At 27.9% G+C, this 18,619-nt stretch carries 26 protein-coding genes; 12 read left to right on the top strand and 14 right to left on the bottom strand.

The genetic code is table 11. The annotated features are described in order from the left end of the window. Position 1: 1 nt before the first annotated feature. The 4 genes from ccmE to hspQ form a co-directional block, all read right to left on the bottom strand. Positions 2–421, bottom strand: coding sequence for a cytochrome c maturation protein CcmE (gene ccmE, locus ACTT9L_RS06080; RefSeq protein ID WP_440928420.1), 420 nt, complete (start codon positions 419–421; stop codon positions 2–4). 10 nt (positions 422–431) lie between these two features. Then, a complete protein-coding gene (locus ACTT9L_RS06075; protein WP_440928419.1) occupies positions 432–659 on the bottom strand; it encodes a heme exporter protein CcmD in 228 nt (75 codons plus the stop codon). Beyond that, positions 656–1,363, bottom strand: a complete 708-nt coding sequence (ccmC, locus tag ACTT9L_RS06070; RefSeq protein ID WP_440928418.1) for a heme ABC transporter permease CcmC — start codon at positions 1,361–1,363, stop codon at positions 656–658. The genes ACTT9L_RS06075 and ccmC overlap by 4 nt, the downstream gene beginning before the upstream one ends. A 179-nt stretch (positions 1,364–1,542) precedes the next feature. Beyond that, positions 1,543–1,863, bottom strand: coding sequence for a heat shock protein HspQ (hspQ, locus tag ACTT9L_RS06065; protein ID WP_023854596.1), 321 nt, complete (start codon positions 1,861–1,863; stop codon positions 1,543–1,545). A gap of 87 nt (positions 1,864–1,950) precedes the next feature. Here hspQ and ACTT9L_RS06060 point away from each other — a divergent pair, with 87 nt between their 5' ends. Together ACTT9L_RS06060 and ACTT9L_RS06055 are read left to right on the top strand one after the other, a co-directional pair. Beyond that, on the top strand, positions 1,951–2,502 hold the full coding sequence (locus tag ACTT9L_RS06060; RefSeq protein ID WP_440928417.1) for a septation protein A: 552 nt from the start codon (positions 1,951–1,953) through the stop codon (positions 2,500–2,502). Then, the gene (locus ACTT9L_RS06055) at positions 2,495–2,839 is read left to right on the top strand and encodes a DUF2794 domain-containing protein (protein ID WP_440928416.1); all 345 of its coding nucleotides are present in this window, start codon (positions 2,495–2,497) and stop codon (positions 2,837–2,839) included. The genes ACTT9L_RS06060 and ACTT9L_RS06055 overlap by 8 nt, the downstream gene beginning before the upstream one ends. Before the next feature lie 2 nt (positions 2,840–2,841). Here ACTT9L_RS06055 and ACTT9L_RS06050 read toward each other — a convergent pair whose 3' ends face one another. Further along, on the bottom strand, positions 2,842–3,603 hold the full coding sequence (locus ACTT9L_RS06050) for a Bax inhibitor-1/YccA family protein (protein WP_440928415.1): 762 nt from the start codon (positions 3,601–3,603) through the stop codon (positions 2,842–2,844). A 79-nt stretch (positions 3,604–3,682) separates the two neighbouring features. Between ACTT9L_RS06050 and ACTT9L_RS06045 the strand changes: the two genes are divergently transcribed. Genes ACTT9L_RS06045 through ACTT9L_RS06020 form a run of 6 tightly spaced genes read left to right on the top strand, consistent with a single transcriptional unit; the run spans position 3,683 to position 8,454 of the window. After that, positions 3,683–4,717: an aldo/keto reductase gene (locus ACTT9L_RS06045; RefSeq protein ID WP_440928414.1), complete on the top strand. Its 1,035-nt coding sequence runs from the start codon at positions 3,683–3,685 to the stop codon at positions 4,715–4,717. Next, positions 4,708–5,220: an invasion associated locus B family protein gene (locus tag ACTT9L_RS06040; protein WP_440928413.1), complete on the top strand. Its 513-nt coding sequence runs from the start codon at positions 4,708–4,710 to the stop codon at positions 5,218–5,220. Before ACTT9L_RS06045 ends, ACTT9L_RS06040 begins: the two co-directional genes overlap by 10 nt. A 4-nt stretch (positions 5,221–5,224) precedes the next feature. Next, positions 5,225–6,412: an argininosuccinate synthase gene (locus tag ACTT9L_RS06035; protein ID WP_440928412.1), complete on the top strand. Its 1,188-nt coding sequence runs from the start codon at positions 5,225–5,227 to the stop codon at positions 6,410–6,412. Positions 6,413–6,469: 57 nt separating this feature from the next. Then, complete coding sequence (locus tag ACTT9L_RS06030; RefSeq protein ID WP_440928411.1) at positions 6,470–6,928, top strand: hypothetical protein; 459 nt, start codon at positions 6,470–6,472, stop codon at positions 6,926–6,928. Continuing rightward, a complete protein-coding gene (locus tag ACTT9L_RS06025; RefSeq protein WP_440928410.1) occupies positions 6,928–7,308 on the top strand; it encodes a phosphate-starvation-inducible PsiE family protein in 381 nt (126 codons plus the stop codon). The genes ACTT9L_RS06030 and ACTT9L_RS06025 overlap by 1 nt, the downstream gene beginning before the upstream one ends. Before the next feature lie 6 nt (positions 7,309–7,314). Beyond that, positions 7,315–8,454 (top strand): FAD-binding domain-containing protein, encoded by a 1,140-nt coding sequence (locus tag ACTT9L_RS06020; RefSeq protein ID WP_440928409.1) that lies wholly within the window; start codon positions 7,315–7,317, stop codon positions 8,452–8,454. Here the strand turns inward: ACTT9L_RS06020 and ACTT9L_RS06015 are convergent. Genes ACTT9L_RS06015 through ACTT9L_RS06000 form a run of 4 tightly spaced genes read right to left on the bottom strand, consistent with a single transcriptional unit; the run spans position 8,451 to position 10,722 of the window. Then, positions 8,451–8,672, bottom strand: coding sequence for a hypothetical protein (locus ACTT9L_RS06015; RefSeq protein WP_440908485.1), 222 nt, complete (start codon positions 8,670–8,672; stop codon positions 8,451–8,453). The two genes, ACTT9L_RS06020 and ACTT9L_RS06015, sit on opposite strands and share 4 nt — an antisense overlap. Beyond that, entirely contained in the window at positions 8,669–9,388 is a 720-nt protein-coding gene (locus tag ACTT9L_RS06010; protein WP_440928408.1) for a type 1 glutamine amidotransferase, read from the bottom strand. The genes ACTT9L_RS06015 and ACTT9L_RS06010 overlap by 4 nt, the downstream gene beginning before the upstream one ends. 5 nt (positions 9,389–9,393) lie before the next feature. Continuing rightward, on the bottom strand, positions 9,394–9,522 hold the full coding sequence (locus ACTT9L_RS06005; RefSeq protein ID WP_440928407.1) for a DUF2256 domain-containing protein: 129 nt from the start codon (positions 9,520–9,522) through the stop codon (positions 9,394–9,396). A gap of 6 nt (positions 9,523–9,528) precedes the next feature. After that, the gene (locus tag ACTT9L_RS06000) at positions 9,529–10,722 is read right to left on the bottom strand and encodes a hypothetical protein (protein ID WP_440928406.1); all 1,194 of its coding nucleotides are present in this window, start codon (positions 10,720–10,722) and stop codon (positions 9,529–9,531) included. A gap of 33 nt (positions 10,723–10,755) precedes the next feature. On the opposite strand from ACTT9L_RS06000, the gene ACTT9L_RS05995 reads away from it, so the two are divergent. Beyond that, positions 10,756–11,463, top strand: a complete 708-nt coding sequence (locus ACTT9L_RS05995) for a glycosyltransferase (RefSeq protein WP_440928405.1) — start codon at positions 10,756–10,758, stop codon at positions 11,461–11,463. A gap of 2 nt (positions 11,464–11,465) precedes the next feature. On the opposite strand, the gene ACTT9L_RS05990 is transcribed toward ACTT9L_RS05995, so the two are convergent. Beyond that, positions 11,466–12,956, bottom strand: a complete 1,491-nt coding sequence (locus tag ACTT9L_RS05990) for a cryptochrome/photolyase family protein (RefSeq protein ID WP_440928404.1) — start codon at positions 12,954–12,956, stop codon at positions 11,466–11,468. Between the two features lie 27 nt (positions 12,957–12,983). Between ACTT9L_RS05990 and ACTT9L_RS05985 the strand changes: the two genes are divergently transcribed. From ACTT9L_RS05985 to ACTT9L_RS05975, 3 genes are read left to right on the top strand one after another with little or no spacing between them, the layout of a single operon-like run. Further along, positions 12,984–13,694, top strand: coding sequence for an SDR family NAD(P)-dependent oxidoreductase (locus ACTT9L_RS05985; protein WP_440928403.1), 711 nt, complete (start codon positions 12,984–12,986; stop codon positions 13,692–13,694). Then, a complete protein-coding gene (locus tag ACTT9L_RS05980) occupies positions 13,669–14,763 on the top strand; it encodes a PQQ-dependent sugar dehydrogenase (protein ID WP_440928402.1) in 1,095 nt (364 codons plus the stop codon). The genes ACTT9L_RS05985 and ACTT9L_RS05980 overlap by 26 nt, the downstream gene beginning before the upstream one ends. Before the next feature lies 1 nt (position 14,764). Next, positions 14,765–15,748 carry an MBL fold metallo-hydrolase gene (locus tag ACTT9L_RS05975; RefSeq protein WP_440928401.1) on the top strand — a complete coding sequence of 328 codons (984 nt, stop codon included), beginning with the start codon at positions 14,765–14,767 and terminating at the stop codon, positions 15,746–15,748. Here ACTT9L_RS05975 and ACTT9L_RS05970 read toward each other — a convergent pair. Genes ACTT9L_RS05970 through ACTT9L_RS05955 form a run of 4 tightly spaced genes read right to left on the bottom strand, consistent with a single transcriptional unit; the run spans position 15,743 to position 18,616 of the window. After that, entirely contained in the window at positions 15,743–16,669 is a 927-nt protein-coding gene (locus ACTT9L_RS05970; RefSeq protein ID WP_440928400.1) for an AEC family transporter, read from the bottom strand. The two genes, ACTT9L_RS05975 and ACTT9L_RS05970, sit on opposite strands and share 6 nt — an antisense overlap. 3 nt (positions 16,670–16,672) lie before the next feature. After that, positions 16,673–17,464, bottom strand: coding sequence for a TauD/TfdA dioxygenase family protein (locus tag ACTT9L_RS05965; RefSeq protein ID WP_440928399.1), 792 nt, complete (start codon positions 17,462–17,464; stop codon positions 16,673–16,675). Further along, positions 17,442–18,329 (bottom strand): alpha/beta fold hydrolase, encoded by an 888-nt coding sequence (locus tag ACTT9L_RS05960; protein ID WP_440928398.1) that lies wholly within the window; start codon positions 18,327–18,329, stop codon positions 17,442–17,444. Before ACTT9L_RS05960 ends, ACTT9L_RS05965 begins: the two co-directional genes overlap by 23 nt. A gap of 11 nt (positions 18,330–18,340) precedes the next feature. Next, entirely contained in the window at positions 18,341–18,616 is a 276-nt protein-coding gene (locus ACTT9L_RS05955) for an SHOCT domain-containing protein (protein ID WP_440928397.1), read from the bottom strand. Positions 18,617–18,619: the final 3 nt, after the last annotated feature.

Genomic DNA, 18,619 nt, shown 5'->3' with positions numbered 1-18,619 from the left:
TTTATTTTTCCCCTAACGCTGCTTTTACTTCTGGTGGCATATAATTTTCATCATGCTTTGCTAAAATTTTTGTTGCAGAGAAAAAGTTTCTATCTTTTAAAAAACCTTCTGCTACAACCCCTTTTCCTTCAGCAAATAAATTTGGTACTGCTCCTAAATAAGTAACATTTATTTCATTTTTAAGGTCAGTAATTATAAAATTAACTTCATTTGAACTTATAGAAATAGAGTTTTTTTTAACCATTCCACCAACTCTTATTTTGCTTTTGTCTATTTCAGTAAGTAATTTTATTTCAGAAGGAGATTGAAAATATACAACATTTTCTTCTAATGATTTTAAAATCAAAAATGTTGTTAAAATTAAAGTAATTAAGACTATTACTACAAACAGAAATCTTAATTTAACTTTTCGACCATACATGGTTTAAAAGTTAATTATTTGTTGCGTTTGCTAAAATTTCTTTATTTATTCTTTGTGATTTTGCAGAATCAGCTTGCTCGGTAGTAAGTGACCCAAATTTAGCAACAAATTTGTTTTGTTCTTTAACAAATTGCATTTTAGTTACCAAATATAAACCTAGGAAACTTAATAAGGTAAAACTAAAAGCAGATAACACATACGCTGCATATCCATTCATAAAAAGTAATTCATTTATCATAATCTATCTAAGCCTTTATTTTTAATTTTTATCAGTTCTGTATTATATTTCATTAAGAAAATTAACAATGAAAAAAGAGCAAATGCCGCAGTCATTATCAATAATGGGTAAAGCATTGATGAATGAATTGAGCTTTTTGACAAAATATTAATAGATGCAGGTTGATGGAGTGTATTCCACCAATCAACTGAGTACTTTATAATTGGAACATTAATAATTCCTAAAATAGTTATAAAAGTTGAAATCTTATAGACTTTTTCTTCCTTATCATAAATTCTCCATACAATTAAATACATTGCATAGAACAAAGCTAATATTAGCATTGAAGTAATTCTTGCATCCCAAGCCCACCATGTTCCCCAAGTCGGTTTTCCCCAAATTGATCCTGTAACTAAAGCAATAATATTAAAAACAAATCCCGAAGGAGCTAAACTTTTAGAAATTAAAAAAAAGTTTTTATTTCTAAATACAAAACCACAAATAGATAACAAAGTTATAGAAGAAAATATTCCAAGTGAAATCCAAGCGGCAGGAACATGAACATACATAATCCTAACTGCATCACTTTGTTTATAATCTTCAGGAGATATAATTAATGCCTCAACTAAACCAACAGTTAATACAACAATAAACAAAAATAAAACGTACTTAGGTGCTTTTGACGTAATTTTGAAAATCTTATTAGGTTCAAAAAGTTTAAACATATTTTAATTTAGAATTTATTTTGGAGATTTCTATTATGAAATAGTTTTCTGATCAAGAATGCAGAGGGGAGATAATAAGATTGAAATTAACGTTTAACACTCTTGACCAGAAGATGCTAAAAATATAGCTAATTTATATGGCCTAGATTTGAACTAAATGTGGTTGAATGATGGTTGCCTTAATTCGAGAGCTTAAAATAACTAGACCCTTTTTTGCCTGAAAAAATCTCCTCAATTAAAGGGTGTTTTATTGGCTCATCAGAATCGTCCATTAGCAAATTTTGTTCTGATACATAAGCCTCATAAGTTATTTCATCATTTTCTGCTAATAGGTGATAAAATGGCTGATCTTTTCTTGGTCTCACATTTTTTGGAATAGATTGATACCATTCTTCTGAATTATTAAATTCAAAATCAACATCATAAATCACACCTCTAAATTCAAAGTGTTTATGCTTTACAATGTCTCCAATTGAAAATTTGGCTTTTTGAACTGGCATTAATCTTAGTATGGGTATTTAAAAATAAAAATCAATGCTAAAAATATAAATGTTTTGTGATGTGGCAAATATGTTAATATCTTTTTGGTGAATAAATCTTTTTTAAAATTTGTTACTGATTTTGGTCCTTTAGCAATATTTTTTTTCTATTATTACAATAGTGGTAAAAATTTATCAGTAGCAATACCTCCATTGATAGTTGCAACTTTAGTTGCATTAGCAGTGGTTTGGTTTTTTGAAAAAAAAATTCCTCCAATGCCTTTGGTGAGTGGAATTTTAATTACTTTTTTTGGTGGATTAACTATCTACTTTAATGATCCTATATTTATTTATCTTAAACCAACAATCATTAATATTATGTTTGCTCTTGCATTGTTTTTTGGGAAATATTTTACCAATGAGCCAATTCTTAAAAAAATTATGGGTAAATCTATTCCACTAACTGATATTGGATGGGAAATTCTTAATAAAAGATGGATGTATTTTTTCTTTGGTCTTGCTTTATTAAATGAATTTATTTGGAGAACACAAACAGAAGAATTTTGGGTTAATTTTAAAGTGTGGGGAATGCTTCCAATCACAATAATATTCACAGGGTTCCAAATACCATTAATTAATAAACATAAGATTGATGCGTAGTAATTTAAAATTAGTAGTAAATAATCCTCGTAATAAAATTGAGGAAAAACACTTTTTTGAAAAAAATGAGCTAAAATTTATATTAGACTTATATGCCAAGATGGTTTCTGAAGGTTCTTGGAAAGATTACGGTTTAAGTATTTCAAGTAAACAAGTGGGGTTTAGTGTTTTTAGAAATGCTACTGAAAATGCCCTTTATAAAATTTGTAAAAACTTTAAGCCTAAGAATAAAAATCTTAAATATTTGATTACTGACACGAGTGGTAAAATACTAAAAAATTCTTACGATCTTAGAATTTTATTAAAAAATACCAACTGGAAGAAACTTCAAAAATAAATTTATCTTCTTTGACCAAATAATCTTAGCAACATTATAAATAGATTTATAAAATCTAGATATAAAGTTAAAGCGCCCATTACAGCTTTCTTGCCCATTAACTCTCCAGAGTCTGACGCAACATACATATTTTTGATCTTCTGAGTGTCATAAGCTGTTAAACCAACAAATATTAAAACACCTAAAATTGAAATCACAAAGTACATCATAGAAGATTTCATAAAGATATTAACAATTGAAGCTATAATTATTCCAATTAAACCCATCATTAAAAATGATCCAAATTTTGTAAGATCTCTTTTAGTTGTGTATCCATAGATACTCATTGCTCCAAATGTTGCAGATGTAATGAAAAAAACTCTAGTTACACTCATTCCAGTGTAAACCAATAATATTGAAGATAAAGATAGACCCATCAAAGCTGCAAAAACCCAAAACGTGGTTTGTGCCTTTGATGCACTCATCTTATTAATTCCAAAACTCATATAAAAAACAATGCCCAGAGGTGCTAGCATTACAAGCCACTTAAGACCTGACAAATAAATTGCATTCCCCATCTGCGTTAGACCAACGATTGAACCTGCATCATTAGTAACAACAGACATTTTGAATGTTAACAGTGCTACTATTCCAGTTAGCAATATACCTGTTGCCATGTAGTTATAAACTTTTAGCATGTAGGCTCTTAAGCCTTCATCCATCACAGCAGCAGTTTGTTGTGCTGCTTTTGCTCTATTTAGTATTCCGTTTTTATCAAATTCCATAATGTGTAATATATATATTCTTTTACTAATTATTCAAGATACCTTAAAAGATTAACAAAAATTTAACTTAATATTTCTAATGAATTACAAAAATTTAGGTAATACCAATATCAAAGTAAGTACAATTTGTCTCGGTACTATGACGTGGGGTGAGCAAAATACTGATCTTGAAGCATTTGAACAAATGGATTTTGCTTTAGATCAAGGAGTAAACTTTTGGGACACTGCTGAATTATATGCAGTACCTCCTAGAAAAGAAACCTATGGTGATACTGAAGAAATAATTGGTAAGTGGTTTGAAAAAACAAAAAAAAGAGACAAAGTCATTCTTGCAACAAAGGTTGCTGGCCCAGCAAGGGATTACTTAAGAAATGGAGAAAATAGTTTTACAGGTCCAAATTTAGAAACTGCTTTAAATTACAGTCTTAAAAGACTTAAAACTGATTATATAGATTTATATCAACTTCATTGGCCAGAAAGAAATGTAAATAATTTTGGAAGACTTGGTTATGTTCATAAGGAAAATGAATGGAACAAATTTGAAGATGTTCTTGCAGAGTTAAATAAATATATTGATCAGGGAAAAATTAGATACGTTGGTTTATCAAATGAGACCCCTTGGGGAGTTTTAAATTATCTTCAGTTATCCAAAGATAAAAAGTTGCCAAGAATGATGTCAATCCAAAATCCTTATAGTTTATTAAATAGATCTTACGAAGTTGGACTGGCTGAAGTTTCTATAAGAGAAAACATTGGCTGCTTAGCTTACTCACCATTAGCGAGTGGATATTTAAGTGGAAAGTATAGAAATAAGAATTTCCCCAAAGGATCAAGAATGGAGAGAGATTTCGATTTCTGGACAAGGTATAGAAAGCCAAATACTGAGGATGCCGTTGAACATTATTATAAAATTAGTGAAAAGTTTGGTCTAGATATGAGTCAGATGGCTATAAAATTTTGTGAAATCCAAGACTTTATGACTAGTGTAATAATTGGAGCAACTACAATGGAGCAGTTGAAAACAAATATAGAAAGTGTAAATGTAAACTTATCTGATGATCTCATTAAAGAAATTAACCATGTGCAAACAATTTATCCAAATCCATGTCCATAATTAAAAAAATTACAATATTGTTAGGAATATTTTTTATAAGTGGTGTTGTTCAAGTTTCAGCTCAGGAAATTAAAAAAATTGGTAAATATAAAGATTGGGAGGCAATGGTCGTAATGGATGCTGACGGTAAAGTATGCTTTGCGCAATCTTTACCTATTTTGCAAGCACCCAAAACTAATAAAAGAGATGCAAAATTATTTGTAGCATTTAGACCAAACGACAATATAAAAAATGAAGTAAGTGTTACCCCAGGTTATGAATTCAACAAAAATAATTCTGTAACAGCTGCTTCAGGGAAGAATAAGTTTAAATTTGATATTAAAGAACAAGGTTTTGCGTGGATTGCAGATAATAAAATCGAATTAAAAATGATCAAACAAATGAGAAAAGGATCTAGAATTATGATCACTGGATACAATCAACAAGGTTCTCAAACAATTGATCATTACTCATTATTAGGATTTACTAAAGCTTATAACGCTTCAAGAAAAGCTTGTAGTTAATTGAATGAAATCAAAAAAGAAAATTGTTCTAGCTTATTCTGGAGGGCTCGATACCTCTATAATTTTAAAATGGCTTCAAGAAAATTATGATGCAGATGTAATTTGTTATACAGCAGATGTTGGACAAGAAATTGATAGAAAAAAAATTATTACTAATGCAAAAAAATTTGGTGTTAAAAATATAATTATTAAAGATCTAAAAGATATTTTTGTTAAGGATTATGTTTATCCCATGATCAGAGGACACGCGATCTATGAGGGTGTTTATTTATTAGGGACATCAATAGCAAGACCTCTTATTGCAAAAGATCAAATAAGAGTAGCTAAAAAATTTAAAGCCTATGCAGTTTCACACGGAGCAACTGGTAAAGGCAATGATCAAGTTAGATTTGAATTAGGCTATCATTATTTTGGTCCTAAAATTAAAATCATAGCTCCGTGGAGAATTTGGAAACTAAAATCTAGAACAGACTTAATTAATTATGCAAAAAAACATAGCATAGCTATTCCTAAAGATAAAAAAGGTGCACCTCCTTTTTCAGTGGATGATAATTTATTTCATACATCAACTGAAGGTAAGGTTTTAGAAAATCCAAAAAATTCCGCTCCAGAATTTATTTTTCAACGAACAGTTTCTCCTGAAAAAGCACCTAACAAACCATCTTTTGTTACTATTAATTTTAAAAATGGTGATCCTTTTGGAATTAATGGAAAAAAATTATCTCCAGCTAAATTATTAACAAAGTTAAATGATATAGCAGGCAAAAATGGAATTGGAAGAGTTGACTTAGTAGAGAATAGATTTTTAGGTATTAAATCTAGAGGAGTGTATGAAACACCTGGTGGGACTCTTTTAATAGATGCTCATAGAGCAATTGAGTCTGTTACCTTAGACAAAGAAACTATGCATAAAAAAGATCAGATAATGTCTAGATATGCAGAGTTAATTTACAATGGTTATTGGTATTCAAAAGAAAGATTTAAACTTCAAAAAATTGTAGATTTAAAAAGAGGCAAAGTTAATGGCTCAGTTAAACTTAAATTGTATAAAGGAAATATTACAATTCAATCTAGAGTTACTAATAGCAGTGCTTACTCGATGAAAAAAGTCTCATTTGAAGAAAATAAGTCATTTAATAAATCTAACGTTGAAAGATTTATCAATTTTCACAAAAAAAAGCTTCGTTCTTAGTAACGTTTAGGACAAATTAACATTTGTTTAAATCACTAAAAATTATATCCTTAGATCATGGAATCAATAAAGAATTGGATGAGAGATGCTGCAAATATTTTATTTGATGATAGTAAGAATGATCTACGCGCACTTCCTAAAACAGTTAGATTACAAATTCTTTTAGTTTTAAGTTTTATTTGGACTACTGTTTTTAGTTTATATGTTTTTTCTTACACAACTTTCGCATTTGGATGGGCTGGACTTTTTTTAGCTCATATAGGTTTAATATTTGCCGTCTATACGACTTTTAAACAATTCCATAGAGCAGAAGAGAAGTCTACAAGTGTTTTTCAAACAAAAAATTTTGATCCTTTTAAAATCATGGTCATAGTTTTTGTAATAGTATTTATATTCGTATTTTCAAAAGGAATTGAGGTTTTGACAAGTCCAAACCCGAACTCTTATTCAATCCCTTATGATGGTCCCTTAAAATCTGCAATTGAAAAATGGTTACCTTTTAGTAAAGATAAATAATGGATAAGATAGCAAAAAACTTACAGTTAGCATTAATGGTTATTATCTTAATCAGTACTGTTATTGCTGTTGGGATTGAAATGAGAAACATGTTTTTAAATGAATCTGTTACATTAGCAGATTTGCTTTTAATGTTTCTTTATTTGGAAGTACTAGCAATGGTTAGGGTTTTTTGGAACCAACAATCTATTAGTATTACCCTACCACTTCTTATTGCGATTACCGCCCTTGCACGATTTATTATTCTTCAAGGCAAAGAAATGGATCCTACTGCACTTGTTTATGAAGCAGTAGCTATTTTATTAATAGCTGGAGCAATTGTTGTTTTAAGATTAAGACATAGTGATAAATTAGGTCTTAAGAAAAAAAAATCAAAATAATTTAAAATGATATTTGAAGCTTCAAGGGCTAAGGCCTTAAATCAATTAAATAATTTTGTTGAGAATAATCTTGGAGAATATTCAAAATTAAGAAATTTTGATTTTGGACCTGAAAAAAGATCTAATATATCTTGCTTATCACCTTATATAACTCATGGAATAATTAATGAACAAGAAGTCATTCAGAAAGCTCTAAGTAAATTTTCTTTTTCAAAAAATGAAAAGTTTATTCAAGAAGTTCTATGGCGAACTTATTGGAAAGGTTGGTTAGAACTTAGACCAAATGTTTGGGCTGATTATCTTGTCGAATTAAATCAAATCAAAAATGAATTTCAAAATGATCAAAATTATCTTTCTGCAATTAAGGGAAAAACAAATATAGATTGCTTTAATGAATGGGTAAACGAGCTAAAAGAAAATAATTATTTACATAACCACACAAGAATGTGGTTTGCTAGTATTTGGATTTTTACTTTAGAATTACCTTGGCAATTAGGTGCTGAATTTTTTATGCAACATCTTTATGATGGAGATGCTGCATCAAATACTCTTGGATGGCGATGGGTGGCTGGAGTTCAAACTCAAGGAAAACATTACCTTGCAAATGAATGGAATATTAAAAAATTCACTAACAATAGATTTCAAAATATAAAATTAAATGAAAATGCTCCTCCAAAAGTATCTGAAAAATCTTACCAAATAATTAAACAGGATTTCAATAACCCACAAAATATTGAGAATAAGAATCTTTTAATTTTTGAAAATAATCTCTCATTTGAAATCACTGACTTTAAGGAAAGCGACTTTAAGAAAATTTACCTAGTTTCTAATAAAAATGAAAATAGAGCAATAAAACTCAGTGAAAAATTAGTGAAATTTAAATTTAATTTAATACAAGACCAAGAACAAAGATTAAAAAATCAATCTATTGATTGTCAAATTATAGATATAAGTGAATTAACAAATAATGAAAATTATTACGGTTTGTATCCAACTGTAGGTGAAAATTTAGATTTTTTAAATTCTAATAATTTAAATATAGATTTTTTATATAGAAATCTTGACCAATTGGCTTGGCAATACTGCAATAAAGGTTTTTTTAATTTTAAAAATTATATTCCTAAAATAGTTTCAAGTTTTAATTAAAACCAACGAACCATCCCAATAATTCCGGCAGTTGCATAAAAAAATTGCAAAAATAAAATTCCTTTGTGACCACCTCTATAAGCCCAAATTCCAATTAATATGGCTGACAATAACAGTAGACAAAAGCCGAAAAATTCTATGCCTATATTTAAAGCGACAAACAAAGAATACAATATTGCAGTTATAACTCCTGCCCATTCAAAAATTTTATTATTCATAAAAGTTTTTTAAAATTATTATAAAGGATTGTAGAGTAATTATTCATATCTTTCATATTATCTTTTGCAGATTGGTCAAACTTTTCTAATGCATCATTACCAAACTGCTCTTCCAAAGTTTTTTTGTATTCCGGAACACACCCCCATTCATTTACTGTACTATCTTTTATTTCTATATGAAATTGAATTCCATAAGCATGATTTTGATATTTAAAAATTTGATACTTTGTAATTGGGGAAGAGGCTAATAAAGTTACATCTTTATTATTTTCAATACCCTGAACCTCATAAGAATGCCATTGTAAACTTTTAATTTTGTCAGGAAATTTAGAAAATAATTTATCTAACTTTTTTTCATTAGAGAAATTTATATCCATAATACCAATTTCTGCTGGTTTAGATTTAACCACTTTTCCGCCCACCACTTCTCCTAAAAGCTGACAACCTAAACAAAAACCTAAATAAGGTTTTTTTAAATTTAAAACAAATTCTTTAATTTTTTTCTTTTCTTCTATTAACCAAGGATATTCTTGTTCCATGTAGGTATCCATTGGACCTCCCATGCAAAACATTCCATTAAATTTACTTAAATTGTCTGGTATTTTTTCACCTGCATCTAACTCTATAGTGGTAAGTTTAAATCCATCAGCCAACATTAAATCTTTAATGTAACCTGGGTCTTCTATTTTAATATGTTGTAATACTATTATATTCACTAAGCTTAGCTTAGCTTAGAACACTTCTTGGAACAATATTTTACTCTATCCCAATTCAACTTCCATTTTTTTCGCCAAGTAAATGGTCTTTTGCAAACTGGACAAATTTTTGAAGGGAGATTATTTTTTTTCAAAACAGTTTAATTTGTTATTATTTTAAAGACTTTATAGGGAATTCTGTATCCAGGAAATGATGCAACATCACCAGTAATAACTGTTTTAGGGTTCCAGCTAAAACAAAAAATAACAAAAAAAACAATGAATGTTTTAAATTTTATTTTATAAAAAAAAGTATTATTTAATTTTTCATAATCCAAATTTATATGATTATCTTTTAACAATTTAAAATAAATTAAAGCTAAAATAACGTACATAATATTTACCCACCTGCCCCAATCTAATCCCATAGCAAACAAAAAGATTACAGGTAATTGGCATATAAAAAAAATGTTTAAAGGATTTTTTAAATATTTTATTAAATAAAATTTGTTATTTTTTAATGATGAATTTTTTATCAAAGTAATTAAAGGGTATGAACCAATTAAAATTATCAATATATACCTGACAAATACTTCTAATGAATATCGATCAAAATTTCCCTCAAATTGTTGAATTATAGTAGATTTTGATGATAATAAACCACACGACATGTAACAAGTTTGACCAAATTCACTATTTAAAACTGAAACCATTAACTCATGTTCATCTTTCGTAAGTGGATTAATAATAATTATCAAAGCAATAAAAATACTAGGAATAAAAAAAATAAAAATTTTTAATAATCTAAAATCGAATTTTTTAATATTATTATCTATAATTTCATAAATAAGTATTAATGGGAAAAAAAAGATTATTGGTTCCCAAATTAACATCACCAAAGAAGTAAAAATAATAAATGAAGTAGATTTAAATCTACTATTTCTTGGAATTAAAAAGTAGACAAGCAAAATTAGAAAAACTATTATTTCTTTTCTAGCCAAAACCTCGATTTCTGCAACTGGATATAAAATAAAAATAGGTGTAAATATTGATAATAAAACTATTCTGTTATTTTTTAGATTTTTTAATAATTTGTGTAATAAAAAAAAGTATAAAGTGTAAACTAAACTTTGTAATAATAAAATTACTAACCTTAAGTTTGTTTCAAAAAATCTTGATAACTCAACAGCAATTTGTCCAGTGAGCCCTCTTTTAGTAAATCCTCCCTCATAGTTAATCAACCATTCAGATATTGTGGAGTCGTTAATAACCTGATGTTTCATATATAAAAAAAAATATGAAAAACTTAATAAAATTAATAAATAAATTTTAAGATAATTGTTTATTTTTTTCATATATATTTGAGTAACTTATATAGAATAAATAATATGAATAATAAAAAAAAAATATTAGTTTTTACTGCTTGTTATAATGAAAAGGATAATATTGAAAAATTAATATTCAAAATTAAAGAATTTTTACCAGATAGCTCTATTTTAATAATAGATGATAACTCTCCAGATCAAACTAATGAAATAGTAAAAAAATTAAAAAATAAAGTAGAAAATTTACATTTAATAATAAGAGAAAAAAAATTAGGATTAGATACAGCTCATAAAACTGCATATGAATTTGCTCTAAAAAATCATTTCGATTATTTTATTACAATGGACGCCGATTTATCTCATGATCCTAAAGAGTTAGTAAACTTTGTTATAAATTTAGAGGAAAATCCTTTTATAATAGGATCTAGATACATTTCAGGTGGTAGATGCTTAATGAAAGGCTTCAGGCTAATTATGAGCAGAGTTGGTAATTTAGTTATAAAACATTTTTCAAATATTAAATGTAATGAATTCACAACATCTTATAGGGGTTTTAACTTGAAAAAACTTAATAGTTTTCATTTAAAGAATGTTAAGGAAACTGGATATAGTTTTTTTATGGGAACATTGTTTGAAATAAATAAAAAAAAATTTAGTATCAAAGAAATCCCAATTACTTTCTACGATAGAGAAAAAGGGATTTCTAAAATACCAAAGTTAGAAATATTCAGAACTTTAAAAAATTTGTTAATGTATATGGTTAAAAAGTAATATTAATCTGTGTTTAGTCTAATAAATTTATCAGCTTCTGATAAAATTAATTTTTTTCTATCAGATTTCATTTTATCAAATATTCTTACCATCATCGATAGACGAGGATTTTTTAAAAAAAATTTTCTGTTTCGATCTATAAACCTCCAATAAAGGCCATCCATGGTGTTACACCACTCACCTTTTTTAAAATCCATCATTTTCATAAAATATGCAGATCCACAAATATAAGGTTTGGTTGCAAAAATTCCTCCGTCACTAAATAATCCCATTCCATACACATTTGGAACCATTACCCAATCTGAGGAATCTACAAACATTTCCATGAACCACTTATAAACAATTGTTGGCTTTATTTCACAAAGGTTCATTATGTTTGATAAGATCATTAATCTTTCAATGTGGTGTGACCAACCATAATTAACTGCATTTTTAATTGCATAATCTAAAGGTGGAAGACCAGTTGTGCCATCGTACCAAGAACTTTTCATTTTTCTATGTTGTTTAAAAAAATTTCCAATTTCCATTTCTTGGGAATACGACTGATAAATTCCACGCATAAATTCTCGCCAACCAATCACCTGGCGGATGTAACCCTCTAAAGAATTTATTCTAATTTTATTTTTCTTGTGAAAGTCTAAAACTTTTTGAATAACAAATTCAGGAGTAATTATACCTAAATTTATATAAGGACTTAATGCGCTATGAAACAGGATATTATCTTTTTGATCGACTGCATCCTCATAATCACCAAATAAGTTTGATTTTTCTTTTATAAAAAAATTTAAAAGTTTAACTACATCTTCGTATTCTGTTGCAAACCAAAAATTATTTGTACTCCCTGGGTGAGTTTTAAATTCCTTTTCAATAATAGGCTTTAATTTTTTTGTGTGACTGGTTTCATTTATTTTTGGAAATTTAGGAATTGAAATATTTTTAGGTAATTTATTTCTGTTATCTTCATCAAAGCTCCATTTGCCCCCGATTGGAATACCATCTGAACCCATCAATATTCCAGTTTTTTTTCTAACATCTTTATAGAAAGTTGCCATAAAAGGTTTATTTGATTTCGATAAATAATTTTTAAATTCTGCTCTTGAATTTAAAAACATTGGAGTTTGGAAAACATTCCACTGTATTTTTTCTTTTTTTAAAAATTGTGAAATTTTTTTTTCAAAAAATTTATCTTCTACTTCAAAACTTGAAATTTCTTTTATTTTTTTCTGTGTAATTGTTTTTTTTAATTTTTTTAAATAATCATAATTAAATTCTTTATCTTCTATTTTAAAGTAATCTAATTTAAATTTGTTTTTTCTTAATCCATCTGCAAAAGAACGCATAGAGGATAAAAATAATAAAATTTTTTGTTTATGATGCTTTTCATAAGTACATAAACCCTTATCTTCAGCCATAAAAAATAGGTGGTCTTTTTTGAAGCGGTCTAAGTATTTTGTTGGAAATAATTGATTACCAAGTATAAAAAATAACTTCATAGTTAAATATAACTAATAAAATTTTTGATGTCAGAAAAATATGTAATTTTTGGTGCGACAGGTTCTATTGGGTCAAGTTTAGCGGAACAATTAAAAACATCTGGAAAAGATATTCATTTAGTTGGAAGAAACGAAAGTGAACTTAGTTCTGTCTCTGAAAAACTTGGATGCTCACATACCGTTGCAGATGTTTTAGAGGAAGGGTTTATAGAAAAAGTTAAATCAGATATTTCTGAAATTAAAGGCATAGCTTATTGTGTCGGTTCAATTGATTTGAAACCATTAAGAATGGTAAATGAACAAGACTTTCAAAAATGCATGAAACTTAATCTTTATTCTGCTGTAGAAGCTATTAAAGGATATCAGGAAAGTTTAAAAAAAAATAAAGGTTCAATAGTGTTATTTTCAACTGTTGCTGCTCAAAGAGGTTTTACCAATCATGCGATCATAGCCTCAACAAAAGCTGCTGTTGAAGGATTGACGGTTTCTCTTGCAGCAGAATTCGCTCCAAACATACGAGTAAATTGTGTGGCACCAAGTTTAACAAAATCTAAAATAGCAGAACCAATGTTAAAAAATACTGCTATAGCCGAAGGTATTGCAAAAGCACATCCCCTTAAAAGATTAGGTGAAGGTAAAGACTCCGCTGCTCTTGCTAAATTCTTACTAACAGACGATAGTTCTTGGGTTACAGGCCAAATAATTGCTGTAGATGGTGGTAGATCTAAACTTTCATAAAGTGGTAAAAAATTTTTTATCAATATTTTTCTTTTTATTATTTTCATCGAAAAGTTTTTCTGAAAATTTTACTTTTAAAAAATTGGGAGATTTAAGTGATCCATGGGGATCATCTTTTATAAGTAATGAAGAGCTTATTATCACAGAAAAAACTGGGAAAATAAAAATAGTAAATATTATTTCTGAAGAAGTTTATGAAGTTGAACATAACTTAAATTATTTTGTACATGGACAAGGAGGTTTACTAGATATTATTTACCAAGATAATTACTTATGGATTTCTTATTCAGAAAATAGAGGGGATTGGAAAACTAGTACATCAATTGCAAAAGCTAAATTAAATAAAAAAAATTTAGACTTCGAAAATATATTTCAAGCTGAACCACCAATAGAATCTGGTTATCATTTCGGTTCAAGACTGGCTATAAAAGAAAATTATCTTTTTGCATCAGCTGGTGAAAGAGGTGGGGGTATGATTGCTCAAGATCCAACAAGTCACCCAGGAAGTATAATCAGAATTAATTTAGATGGCAGTATTCCAAAAGATAACCCTAAGTTTGAGGGTAAATCAAATTGGTTACCAGAAATTTATCAAATTGGTGTTCGTAATCCTCAAGGTCTAACCTATTCCTTCTTTGATGGAAAAATTTATGCAAGCAACCATGGTGCAAAAGGTGGTGATTGGTTTGGTGAAGTAAAAAAGGGAGAGAATTACGGTTGGAAAATTTTAGGTTGGGGTGGAACGAATTATTCAGGGTCAAAGATCGGACCTAAATGGAAACCAGGTTTTACTAAAGCTATCCAATATTGGGTGCCTTCAATAGCTGTAAGTGCAATAACTATTTATAAGGGAAATGAATTTGATGAGTGGAACGGCGAAGCGCTCATTACTTCTTTAAAAGATAAATCATTGAGAAAATTAAACTTTCAAAATTCATCTAAAATTGAAGAAACAATTATTTTCAAAGATAAAATTGGTAGAATAAGAGATATACAAGTTCATCCAGTAAATGGAAAAATATATTTTCTTGCGGGAAATAGCTTATGGTTAATGGAGAAAAAAAAATAATATGAAAGAAAGGCCTTATCATCATTTGCCTGATGGTACTTTTAGGAATCCAAAAGGATCCCCAGTTATAATATCTAGGTCAGGAAAATTTTCTTATAGAACTTTCAGTAAATTAAGAAAAAAAGTTAATTTATCATATCCAAAAGAGCATGTGATTGAAAAAGAAAAAGTATTAGCTGATTTAGAAAAATATAAAGATAATGATTATATTGCTTGGATAGGTCACGCGACATACCTTATAAAATTAGGTAAAACCACTATTATAACAGATCCTGTATTTTCAAAGAACGCTGGACCATTAATCTTTGGTCCAAAAAGATTTACTAATCCTGCAATAAAATTAAACGAAATACCTAAAACGGATATATTTTTACTAACTCATAATCATTACGATCATCAGGACATGTCAACAATTAGAAATTTTCCTTTTAAGAGTGCAAAAGTATTAACTCCACTAAATCTTGGTAAATATTTTAAAGGATATAAAGATGTAAATGAAATGGATTGGTATGATCAAATAATTATTAATGAGAATTTGAAAATTTCTTTACTTCCTGCAGTTCATTGGTCAAAGAGAAGTTTAACAGACACAAATAAAACTTTGTGGGGTAATTTTCTTATAGAATATAAAAATAAAAAAATTTTATTTGCATGTGATACAGGTTATGGTGAAATCTACAAAGAACTAGGAGAAAAATATGGTCCTGTAGATCTGACAATGATTAATATTGGTGCTTATAATTTCAAACCAATGTTTGATAAAACCATTTATCATACTACACCAGAAGAAGCCCTGAATGTTGCACAGGACCTAAAAAGTAAAAAAGTATTGGGAATGCATTGGGGAACATTTGTTTTGTCATTAGAGCCAATTATGGAACCCCCAATTAGATTTAAAGATAGTGCTGAAAAATATGGTTTTAATAAAAAAGATGCAATTATTTTTAAAATTGGGGAAGTTAGTCCTCTAGATAAATTGTTATAGAGTTAAATACTTAATTGTAAAAAATATAGTACCTATAGAAGCAATAGTAGAGAGAAAAATTGCTTTTATTATATTTTCAGGACTTACATTATAAGCAGCACATAAAACTATAGAAGTAACTCCGCAGGGCGCAACACTCACAAAAAAAGCACCTGGAATTTCAGCTGGCAATCCTGCATTAAAAATCACTAATCCAATTAACAATAAAATTATTGGGGAAATGACTAATTTTAAAACTGAAATAGAAACAGATAATTTATTAATTACATTTTTAGTATAAAACGAAAGAATTATACCAATTGCAAACAATCCAACTGGTGAAACACATGCTGCAAGTTTAGACAAAGTGTATTCAATCGGTGTTTGATCAATATTAAAATTTAATAATAAAAATAATAGGCCTATAATTATTGAAAGAATAAATGGGTTTAAAAATAAATTTTTAATAAAATTAAATAAATTTACATTTTGTTTTGTAGATAGTTCAAGAAAGAAAGCAATTATTGATAGTAAAATTATCCCATCCATTAATATGATGCTTGCAACTTGTGTAATTACATTTTGTTGAAAATAAATTTCTGTTATTGGCAAAAGCAAAGTCACATGGTTTGATAATGCAACTGTTAAAGCCCAAATTATAGACTCTGGGATTGATCTTTTAAAATATTTTGAAGTAATTAAGTAAGCGATAATTCCACATATCGATTGCATAATTAAATAAGAAAAAATTTGTTTGAAATCTACTTGTCCAATTTCATTTTGTGATATTAGTTTAATTATCAATGCCGGAACTGCAATATAGAACAAAAAAAGATTTAAAATTTTAGCATGACTAAGGTCTAAAACTTTTAACTTACCAAATACAAACCCTAAAAAAGTAATAAATATAAATGGAGTTAGTCCTAAAAAAATTGCGAACATAAATTATTTAATCGTTATTCTATGCATTATTCTATTTCCCCTAAAGGGTGTTGCTTGATGAAGCATAGATCTATTATCCCATATAGCTAATTGATTTTTTTCCCAAGGTAATGAAAATTGAAATTTTTTTTTTATTTGATGATTAAAAAGAAATTTTTTTAATTTTTCTTGATTTTTTATTTTTGAACTAAAACCAACAAAATGTCCTGGACTACAATAAATCGAATAATTTGTATTTATTTTCCTGATGATTTTATGTGAAGATCTAAGTTCTTTAGTATTTTTTCCTTTTTCTTTTACTCTCTCTTTTGTTGTAACCGAAATTGGACCTTCAGAGGAATATTTAGCTTTAATATTTTTAAATTTTCTTCTCACTGAATTTGGTAATTCTTTATAAGCAAGATATTGAGAACAAAATTCTGTATTAGCTTTTCCTTTTTTTGGCACAAGTTTAGAAAACAACATTGTAAATCTTGGTGGCTTTTTTGTATAAATTGAGTCGGTATGAAATTGTTCACCAAAACTTGGTCCTTTATCAGTTGATTTTCTTTGCACCACTGTAATTTGAGGAAATTTTTTATTTAAACCTTTTAATCTTGGATAGTTGGCTAAATTTCCAAAATATTTTGCAAACTTAATATAAAGTTTTGAAGTTAATTTTTGTTCCCTAAAATATAACATTCCATATTTGTTAAGTGCTTTTTTAATTTTAAAAATATCTTTATTTGTAATTTCATTTAAATTTAAAATTATTTCCGCACCAATATTTTTTTTATTTGGTATTATTTTTAACATTTTTTAAAAAAAATTTTTTTAAATAATTTATAGTTTGTTTTGGACTTTCCTCTGGAATGAAATGATCTGAATTAATTTCTGCTCCATAAACTTTTTTGTTTGTATATTTTTGCCATATTTTAATTGGGTTGAATTGCTTTCCAACTACTCCTTTTTTTCCCCACAAAACATGAATAGGAATATTTAATTTTTTATTTCTATCTTTTTTATCATGATCTAAGTCTATGGTTGCAGCAGCCCTATAATCTTCACAAGATGCATGAATTCTTTTCTTTTGTTTAAAGGCTCTTAAATATTCGTCTTCAGTTTTTCCAATCGCACGTTTTGATGACCTATTAAAACGACTTTTTAACCATCTTTTAGGATCTGCCATTATCATTTTCTCTGGTAAAGGTGCTGGCTGTATTAAATAAAACCAGTGAAAATATCCTTTTGCAAATTTCATATCTGTATGCTCGTACATATCAAGAGTTGGACAAATATCTAATACACTTAAAGCCATAATTTTATTTTTATAATCTCTTGCCATTCTGTGTGCAACTCTCCCACCTCTATCATGTCCTGCAACAAAAAATTTTTTAAAATTTAAATTACTCATCAATTGAACCATATCTTTAGCCATTTCTCTTTTAGAATAATTTTTATGATTAGTGCCACCAGGTAAAACTAAACTATCTCCATATCCTCTAAGGTCAGCAACTATTACAGTGAAATATTTACTAAGTTCAGGGGCAGTCTTGTGCCACATAACATGTGTTTGAGGATATCCATGAAGTAATAATAAGGGAGGACCGCTACCTTTAAATCTACAAAAAATTTTACCCTTGGTTACTTTAACAAATTTTTTTTTAAAACCATTAAACATGATTAAACTATTTAATTATTTAATAGTTTATTTTTCGCCTTTTCAAATTCCTCTTGAGAAATAATTCCTTTTTCTTTTAAATCATTTAATTTACTAAGTTCATCACTAAGATTGCTAGTTTGTTCGGAAGTAGTCTCGCTTATCTCATCAGTCTCACTTTTGGATTGTTCCTTTTCAGCTCTATTAGCTTCCTTAGACTTAAAACCATTCATAATTGCCGTTCCACCTAAGTATAAAACATAAGCCATAATAGGAATAATCAATCCAAAAAAAATTATTTTTTCCATAAT

The organism is Candidatus Pelagibacter sp. (assembly GCF_052049675.1).
Classification (GTDB): domain Bacteria; phylum Pseudomonadota; class Alphaproteobacteria; order Pelagibacterales; family Pelagibacteraceae; genus Pelagibacter.
The sequence above is the reverse complement of the archived record's forward strand: the minus strand, read 5'-3'. Positions and strand labels throughout refer to the sequence as shown.